This window comes from Polaromonas sp. (genome assembly GCF_030682935.1).
GTDB lineage: Bacteria > Pseudomonadota > Gammaproteobacteria > Burkholderiales > Burkholderiaceae_C > Polaromonas.
This window is the reverse complement of sequence record NZ_JAUXNA010000059.1, coordinates 1-8,415: the sequence shown is the minus strand read 5'-3', so window position 1 is coordinate 8,415 and position 8,415 is coordinate 1. Positions and strand designations below refer to the sequence as shown.

General features: G+C 61.1%; 8 protein-coding genes. All 8 read right to left on the bottom strand.

The features are described from left to right. Positions 1-147 precede the first annotated feature (147 nt). The gene (locus Q8K05_RS02235) at positions 148-1,164 is read right to left on the bottom strand and encodes a tripartite tricarboxylate transporter substrate binding protein (RefSeq protein WP_305244914.1); all 1,017 of its coding nucleotides are present in this window, start codon (positions 1,162-1,164) and stop codon (positions 148-150) included. A 139-nt stretch (positions 1,165-1,303) separates the two neighbouring features. Continuing rightward, positions 1,304-2,293 carry a tripartite tricarboxylate transporter substrate-binding protein gene (locus Q8K05_RS02230; RefSeq protein ID WP_305244913.1) on the bottom strand — a complete coding sequence of 330 codons (990 nt, stop codon included), beginning with the start codon at positions 2,291-2,293 and terminating at the stop codon, positions 1,304-1,306. Between the two features lie 90 nt (positions 2,294-2,383). Next, positions 2,384-3,637 (bottom strand): phenylacetate--CoA ligase family protein, encoded by a 1,254-nt coding sequence (locus Q8K05_RS02225; RefSeq protein ID WP_305244912.1) that lies wholly within the window; start codon positions 3,635-3,637, stop codon positions 2,384-2,386. Positions 3,638-3,657: 20 nt separating this feature from the next. Next, positions 3,658-4,467, bottom strand: coding sequence for an ABC transporter ATP-binding protein (locus tag Q8K05_RS02220; RefSeq protein WP_305244911.1), 810 nt, complete (start codon positions 4,465-4,467; stop codon positions 3,658-3,660). Between the two features lie 114 nt (positions 4,468-4,581). Continuing rightward, entirely contained in the window at positions 4,582-5,907 is a 1,326-nt protein-coding gene (locus Q8K05_RS02215) for an ABC transporter substrate-binding protein (RefSeq protein ID WP_305244910.1), read from the bottom strand. Between the two features lie 71 nt (positions 5,908-5,978). Further along, the gene (locus Q8K05_RS02210; RefSeq protein WP_305244909.1) at positions 5,979-7,055 is read right to left on the bottom strand and encodes a branched-chain amino acid ABC transporter permease; all 1,077 of its coding nucleotides are present in this window, start codon (positions 7,053-7,055) and stop codon (positions 5,979-5,981) included. Between the two features lie 11 nt (positions 7,056-7,066). Beyond that, positions 7,067-7,996 carry a branched-chain amino acid ABC transporter permease gene (locus Q8K05_RS02205; RefSeq protein WP_305244908.1) on the bottom strand — a complete coding sequence of 310 codons (930 nt, stop codon included), beginning with the start codon at positions 7,994-7,996 and terminating at the stop codon, positions 7,067-7,069. 14 nt (positions 7,997-8,010) lie between these two features. Next, on the bottom strand, positions 8,011-8,415 hold a 405-nt coding region (locus Q8K05_RS02200; RefSeq protein ID WP_305244907.1), incomplete at its 5' end, for an ABC transporter ATP-binding protein.

Sequence of the window (8,415 nt, the reverse complement as noted above, 5' to 3'; positions counted from 1 at the left end):
CTGCTTGAAATTCCATAAAAAAGGGACGTGATGAACACGTCCCTTTTTTACCCTACCTCGGCTGCAAATGCCTTAACTGACTGGCATTACCGTAATCGGGGCTTTTTTGTGGCTGGCGACAAGGCCATGCGGGGCTGCGATGGCCGTTCAGTCGACCTTGGCGCCGGATGCTTTCACGACCTTGGCCCATTTCTCGTGCTCGGCGTTGATGAAGGCGGCGAATTGCTGGGGCGTATTGCCGCTGGGAATGGCGCCTTGCGCCAGCAGTTTTTCCTTGATGGCGGGCGTGCTCAGCGCTTTGGCGACTTCTTCCTGCATGCGCTTGACGATGTCGGGTGGTGTGCCCGCAGGCGCCAGCAGGCCAAACCATGAACTCGCGTCGAAGCCCTTGAGCGTGGGGCCGCCCGCCTGCTCTATGGTCGGCAGGTCTGGCAGTGCCGCAGAGCGCTCGGCGCTGGTCACCGCAAATGCCTTGAGCTTGCCGCCCTTGATCTGCGGCATGGCAGAGGGCAGGTTGTCAAACATAACATCCACATTGCCGGACACCATGGCCATCATGGCGGGGCCCGAGCCGGTGTAGGGAATATGCGCCATGTAAATGCCGGTCATCGACTTGAACAACTCGCCCGCGAGGTGGATCGAGGTGCCATTGCCGCTGGAGGCCATGTTGAGCCGGCCCGGGTGGGCTTTGGCGTAGCGGATAAAGTCCGGCACGCTGTTGATGCCCAGGGTTTTGGCGGTTTCGGCATTCATCACCATCACATTGGGCACGCCGGCCACGAGGGTGATGGGGGCGAAGTCTTTTTGCGGGTCGTAGGCCAGGCGGGTGTATAGCGACTTGTTGATGCCGTGCGTGCCAACCGTGCCCATCAGCACGGTGTAGCCATCAGGCGCCGACTTGGCCACCAGGTCGGCGCCAATATTTCCGCCGGCTCCGGCGCGGTTTTCGACGATGAACGGCTGGCCCAGGGCTTTGGACAGTTCAGGCGCTACCGCACGGGCCAGAATGTCGGTGGTGCCACCGGGCGCAAAGGGCACCACGATCTTGACCGGCTTGGTGGGCCAGCTGGTTTGTGCTGCAGCCGGGATTGCTGCAAAAACAATAGCTGATAGCGCACAGCTGATAAGGGCTGAGCGCCGATTTTGCTTGAAAAATGGAGTCATGAGGTTCCTGTCAGGAGGTGGTCAAGGAGATACCCTCAGCTTAGACGCATACCGTGCCCGCTTCCATCGGGGCAATCCCGACCTTCAAAAAAAAAGCCGCCCGGTGGTGGCCGGGCGGCTTGGCAGAAAGTGGGGCCGATCAGTCGGCAAACTTGCCGGCAGCTTCGATCACGGGCTTGAGTTTGTCCAGCTCGCTCGCCACGAAGGCCTTGTGTGCGGCAGGTTCAACGCGCTTGTCGGCCACCACTACGGCGCCCAGGCCTTCCTGCTTCTTGATGAATTCGGGATCCTTAAGCGCCAGCTTGAGTGCTGTGTTGATCTGGGCCAGCACGGCAGGTGGCGTGCCCTTGGGCGCATACAGACCATGCCAGATCGTCAGGTCAAACTTCTTCAGGCCCATTTCCTGCAGGGTGGGAACGTCCTTGAGCAGCTTGTTGCCCAACAGGGGCTTGGCAGTCGTCACGGCAAATACCTTGACGCGGCCCGCCTCGATTTGCCCTGTGGTGTTGGTGGTTTGGTCGCACATCAGGTCGACCTGGCCGCCGACCAGCGCGTTCATGGCGGGTGCGGTTCCACCGAACGGAATGGTCGTCATGGCTTCCTTGGCATTGATGGCCGATTGCCACATCAAGCCGCACAGGTGAGACGCTGAACCCAGCCCCGCATGGGCAATGTTGAGTTTGCCCGCGTTGGCGCGAATATAGTTTTCGAAGTCGCGGTAGTTGTTGGCCGCCAGTTGGGGTTTGCCGATCAGCGTCATTGGGACTTCGTTGATCATGCCCAAATACTCAAAGTCTTCCAGTGGCTTGTACTGCAGCTTGCGGTACAGGGCCGGTGCCGAGGCCATGCCGATATGGTGCAGCAGCAGCGTGTGGCCGTCGGCCGCTGCCTTGGCCACTTTGGTGACACCAATGGTGCCGCCTGCCCCGTTGACGTTTTCCACCACAAAGTTGGCATTGCCGCCCATGGACTTGCGCAGGGCTTCGGCCAAGTCACGTGCCACGCGGTCGGTTGGGCCGCCGGCGGCAAAAGGAACCACCAGACTGATGGGCTTGGTGCCGGGGAAAGTTTGGGCGTTGGCTGCAAAAAGGCTAACTGCCGCAGCGGCAAGTACTAACAGGCGTTTCATGGGGGGCTCCGTATGATGAACGGTCTAGTTTAGGAGGCCCCTACCCTGTGCACATTGCGGGAACTACTTAGGGGCAATCCCTTTTCCCCTTTACTTGTAGCTTCGTGCGTCCTCAATGACCTTGCCATCGTTGGGAAGGCTGCCCGGCGCGAGCAGCTGGACGGTGCCGCGCAGCTTGGTGACATCGCGGATGACCTCACTGATTCGCTGGTCCAGCCCCGCAGGGCTGGAAGCCGCCTCGACCTGAAGCGTCATGCTGTCGTTGGCCATCTCGCCGCTGACCACCAGCCTGGCTTTGATCACTTCGGGAAAACGCCGGGCAATTTCTGCCACCTGTCCCGGATGCACAAACATGCCGCGAACCTTGACGGTCTGGTCCGCGCGGCCCATCCAGCCCTTGATGCGGGCATTGGTGCGGCCGCTTGGGCAAGTGCCAGGCAGCACCGCCGACAAATCGCCCGTGCCAAAACGGATCAGCGGGTAGTCGGGGTTGAGCGTGGTCACCACGAGTTCCCCCACTTCGCCTTCGGCCACCGGCTCTCCGGTGCCGGGACGGACAATTTCAACGATAACGCCTTCATCGAGCACCAGCCCCTCGCGGGATTCGGTCTCGTAGGCAATCAGGCCCAGATCGGCCGTGGCATAGCACTGGTAGCCGGCAATGCCGCGATCAATGAGCCAGTCGCGCAGGCTGGGCGGAAAAGCTTCACCCGACACCAGCGCCCGTGTGACGGTGGGCAGCGCCACCTTCATTTCGGCCGCTTTTTCGATGATGATTTTGAGAAAACTTGGCGTGCCAATATAGCCTGCCGGCTGGAGCTCGGCCATGGCCTGCACCTGCTGTTCGGTCTGTCCGGTGCCGCCCGGAAACACCGTGCAGCCCAGTGCATGCGCGCCGGTTTCCATCATGGAGCCGGCCGGCACGAAGTGGTAACTGAAGCTGTTGTGAACCAGCTGGCCGGGCCGAAAGCCGGCCGCGTACAGGGCGCGCGCCATGCGCCAGTAGTCCTTGCGCGTGCCTTCGGGTTCGTAAATGGTGCCGGGGCTGGCAAACACATGGGGCATGTGGGCGCCGTAGCGCAGCGCGCTGAAGCCGCCAAAGATGTCGCTGTCAGCCTGGCGCGCAGCCTGCTGGCGCGCCAGCAATTCGTGCTTGCGGGTCACCGGCAGCTGCGCCAGCGCTGCGCGGGAGTTGATGGCGGCGTTGTCAACGTCTGCCAGCAGGGTAGTAAAGGCCGGTGCGTGGGTTTGCGCATGGGCAATTTGCTGTGGCAGGGCGGCCATCAGGGCCGCTTCGCGCGCAGCTGGCGAGCGGGTCTCTAGTGCGTCAAAAAATGAGTTCATGGCCGTGTCATTTTTCCGGCTCACGCCAGCCAGCGCTTGCGGCGCTTGTAGCTTTTGACGTCCTTGAAGCTCTTGCGTTCGCCGCCGCCCACACCGAGGTAAAACTCCTTCACGTCCTCGTTGTTGGCCAGGTCGCTGGCCATGCCGTCCATCACGACGCGGCCGCTTTCCATGATGTAGCCGTAGTCGGCGTATTTCAGGGCCATGTTGGTGTTTTGCTCGGCGATCAGGAAGGTGACTTTTTCCTTTTCGTTCAGATCCTTGACGATGTTGAACACCTCTTCGACAATTTGCGGCGCCAGGCCCATGGACGGCTCATCGAGCAACACCATGCTGGGGTTGGCCATGAGCGCGCGGCCAATGGCGCACATCTGCTGCTCGCCCCCCGAGGTGTAGGCCGCCTGCGAGCTGCGCCGGGTTTTGAGGCGCGGGAAATAGTTGTAGACCTTTTCCAGGTTGGCGGCAACCTCGGTCTTGCTCTTGCGGGTGTAGGCCCCCGTGAGCAGGTTTTCCTCAATGGTCAGGTGAGCAAAACAATGCCGCCCTTCCATGACCTGCACCACGCCCCGCTGCACCAGATCGGCCGGCGACAGATTTTCAATGCGTTCGCCGCGCAGTTCGATGGAGCCTTTGGTGACTTCGCCACGCTCCCCCTGGAGCAGGTTGGAGATGGCGCGCAAGGTGGTGGTTTTGCCCGCGCCGTTGCCCCCCAGAATGGCCACGATACGGCCTTCGGGCACCTGCAGGGAAACCCCCTTGAGGACGAGGATCACATGGTTGTAGATGACCTCGATGCCGTTGACGTTCAGAACAATGTTTTTTGTTTCCATAGATTTTTCCAGGGTGGCCAAATGAAAGACCAGCGCCGCTGGGCTTTCATTTGGCGGCTCGCGAGAGCCGCGCAGTCCCTCCCGCCGCGCGGCAGGAGGGACTGCAAGCTGCCGTCAGGACTGGCAGTCAGCCGGTGTGCGTGGCGTCAGTTTTTTCTCGGCCGCGTACTTGGCGGCGGTGGCCTTCACTAGCGGCTTGATGATCTGCTCGTCGGCCTGGAGCCAGTCGGACGTGAACTTCCAGGCTTTGCCGTCCCAGGTGTGAATGCGCGCCCAGGACGAGCCCATGTGGTCGGTACACGAGGTGCTGATGGGGCGCATCACGCCGGCAAAACCGAGCGTGTCGAGCTTGGCCTGTGTCAGGTTCAGGTTTTCCAGGCCCCAGCGGACCTGCTCGCCCGTCATGACCTTGCCTTTGCCGAAGCGTTCCTGTGCAGCGCGAATGCCTTCGACACCCAGCATGGCGCTCATGGCGCCGCGCATGTAGAGCACCTGGCCAACTTCTTCCTTCGGACCCGTGCCCTCGCCCTTGCCATGCACCATGGCCATCACGTCCTTGACCAGTTTGGATTGCGGCTCGGCCCCGTGCTGCATGGTCACGGCGTTGTAGCCCTTGGCGCCCTCGGCCACGTCTTTCACGTCGGGTTCAGCGCCGGCCCACCAGACGCCGTACATTTTTTCACGCGGGTAGCCGGTGGCCTGGGCTTCCTTGATGGCGGTGGAGTTCATCACGCCCCAGCCCCACAGCACCACATAGTCGGGCTTGGCTTGCCGCACCTGCAGCCAGGTGGCTTTTTGTTCCACGCCGGGTGCCGTCACGGGCAGCAGCTGCAGCTCGAAGCCGTGCATTTTGGCGCGTTCCTGCATCAGGGGAATGGGTTCCTTGCCAAAAGGGCTGTCGTGGTAAACCAGCGCAATCTTCTTGCCTTTAAGTTTGTCCAGACCGCCTTCTTTTTTGCCGAGGGCTTGCAGGATGGTGTCAGCGGCGACCCAGTAGGTGCCGGCAATAGGGAAGTTCCACTTGAACACCGAGCCGTCCGCGCTTTCGCTGCGTCCGTAGCCGATGGTGACCACCGGGATTTTGTCGATCGGCGCTTTTTCAGTGATGGCAAAGGTGGCGCCTGTGGACAGCGGCTGCACGAAACTGGCGCCCTTGCTCTTGAGCCGCTCATAGCACTCCACGCTGCGTGCGGTGTCGTAGCCGGTTTCGCATTCCTCGAAGGACAGCTTGACGCCGTTCAGGCCGCCACGCGCATTGACCAGTTTGAGGTAGTCCACATAGCCGTTGGCCCAGGGCACGCCATTCGGAGCGTAGGGGCCGGTGCGGTAGGACAGCACCGGAATGAACTGTTCCTTGGCTTGGGCGTAAGCGCTGGTCGTGACGGCCGATGCGCCAGCAGCCACGGCGGCCACTGCCAGAATCAAATTACGAACTTTCATTGTTGTCTCCTGAAAAATTTAAAAACAAAACACCTGAAAAAAACCGGGGAAACCAATGACGCGTGAATGCGTCAATGCGGGAAGGGCCACAGGCGCAACTTTTGCTTGCCGGTGGACCACAGTTTGGCCAGTCCGTGCGGTTCCACAATCAGGAACCAGACGATCAGGCCGCCAAAAATCATCAACTCCGCATGCGAGATGCCAGCCGTGGAGATTTCGATGCCGACCGTGCCTAGAAGCACCGGCAGGAACTGGTTCAGGGCGATGGGCAGCACCACGATGAAGGCCGCCCCGAAGAAACCGCCCATGATGGAGCCCAAGCCGCCGATGATGACCATGAACAGCAGGCGAAACGACTGGTCAACCGAAAACGCCGCCGGCTCCCAGGCGCCCAGATAGACAAAGGCCCACAGCGCGCCTGCGACACCAATGATGAAGGAGCTGACCGCGAACGCGCTGAGCTTGGCGTACATCGGGCGGATGCCGATCACCGCGGCGGCCACGTCCATGTCGCGAATGGCCATCCACTCGCGGCCGATCGCGCTGCGCACCAGATTTTTGGCCAGCAGGGCGATCACGGCCAGTACACCCAGGCAGAGCAGGTATTTGCTCGCCGCGCTCTCGATGGGTAGCCCGAACACCTGCAGGTTGGAGACCGATACCGAGCCGGACGGCGTGTCCAGCGTGAACCACTTGATGCGCAGAAACATCCAGTCGCTGAAGAACTGCGCGGCGAGCGTGGCCACCGCCAGGTACAGCCCCTTGACGCGCAGGCTGGGCAGGCCGAACAGGATGCCGAACAAGGTGGCGCACAGGCCGCCCAGGATCAGCGCCGGAATCAGCGGCATGCCCGGAATGCGCACGAAGAAGTTGTAGGCCCCATAGGCCCCGACCGCCATGAAGGCGCCCGAACCGAGCGAGATCTGGCCACAGTAACCCACCAGGATATTCACGCCCAGCGCCGCCAGCGACATGATGACAAAGGGAATCAGGATGGCGCGGAACAGGTAGTCGCTGGCCAGCATGGGCACGGCGATGAAGGCGACCGCCAGGATCAGCCCGATGGCAATGCGGTCCTGCAGGATCGGAAAGATCTGCTGGTCCGCGCGGTAGCTGGTTTTGAATTGACCGTTTTCTCTGTAGAACATGGTTTTCTTTCTTACACGCGGTCAATGATTTTTTCGCCAAACAGGCCCTGGGGCCGGAACAGCAGGAATCCCAGGGCCAGCACGTAGGCAAACCAGATTTCAATACCGCCGCCGACAAACGGGCCGAGGTAGACCTCGGACAGTTTTTCACCCACGCCGATGATCAGGCCGCCAATGATGGCGCCCGGCACCGACGTCAGGCCGCCCAGAATCACCACCGGCAGCGCGCGCAGCGCGATGGTGGCCAGCGAGAACTGCACGCCCAGCTTGCTGCCCCAGATCATGCCGGCCACCAGCGCCACCACGCCTGCCACGCACCACACAATGACCCAGATGCGGTTCAGCGGAATGCCGATGGACTGCGCGGCCTGGTGGTCGTCGGCCACAGCGCGCAGTGCGCGGCCGGTGGCTGTCTTTTGAAAGAACACGCTCAGCAGGGCCACCAGCACGGCCGCAATCAGGGCTGCGTACAGGTCTTCCTTGTTGATCAGGAGGCCGCCCGGAAACACCGAGTCGAACGCGAAAACCGGGTCTTTGGGCATGCCGATGTCGATCTTGTAGATGCTGCCGCCAAATATCGTCTGGCCCAGGCCTTCCATGAAATAAGCAATGCCCAGCGTGGCCATCAGCAGCGTGGCGCCTTCCTGGTTGACCAGGTGGCGCAGCACCAGGAATTCGATCAGCCAGGCCACGATGAACATGATGAAGGCGGCAATCACAAAGGCCGCTACATTGGCAAACAGCAGGCTGTCTATGCCCGTCCATTGCGGAATCCATTCCGAGAATCGGGCCATGGCCAGTGCCGCAAACAGCACCATGGCGCCCTGCGCGAAGTTGAAGACCCCGGAGGCCTTGAAGATCAGCACAAAGCCCAACGCAACCAGCGAATACAACATGCCGGCCATCAGACCGCCCAGTAGAGTTTCAAGAAAAAAAGCCATCTTTTACCTGTCGCTTAGTGGGAAGTGCCGAGGTAGGCCTTGATCACGTCCGGGTTATTGCGGACTTCGTCGGGTGTGCCGTCGCCGATCTTCTTGCCGTAATCGAGCACCACGACGCGGTCGGAGATGTCCATCACCACGCCCATGTCATGTTCGATCAAAACCACGGTGGTGCCGAACTCATCGTTGACATCGAGCACAAAGCGGCACATGTCCTGCTTTTCCTCGACGTTCATGCCGGCCATGGGTTCGTCGAGCAGCAGCACCTGCGGCTCCATGGCCAGGGCGCGACCGAGGTCCACGCGTTTTTGCAGGCCGTAGGGCAGCTGACCGACCGGTGTCTTGCGGTAGGCCTGGATTTCGAGGAAGTCGATGATTTTTTCAACCGCCTCGCGGTGCATGAATTCTTCCTTTTCCGC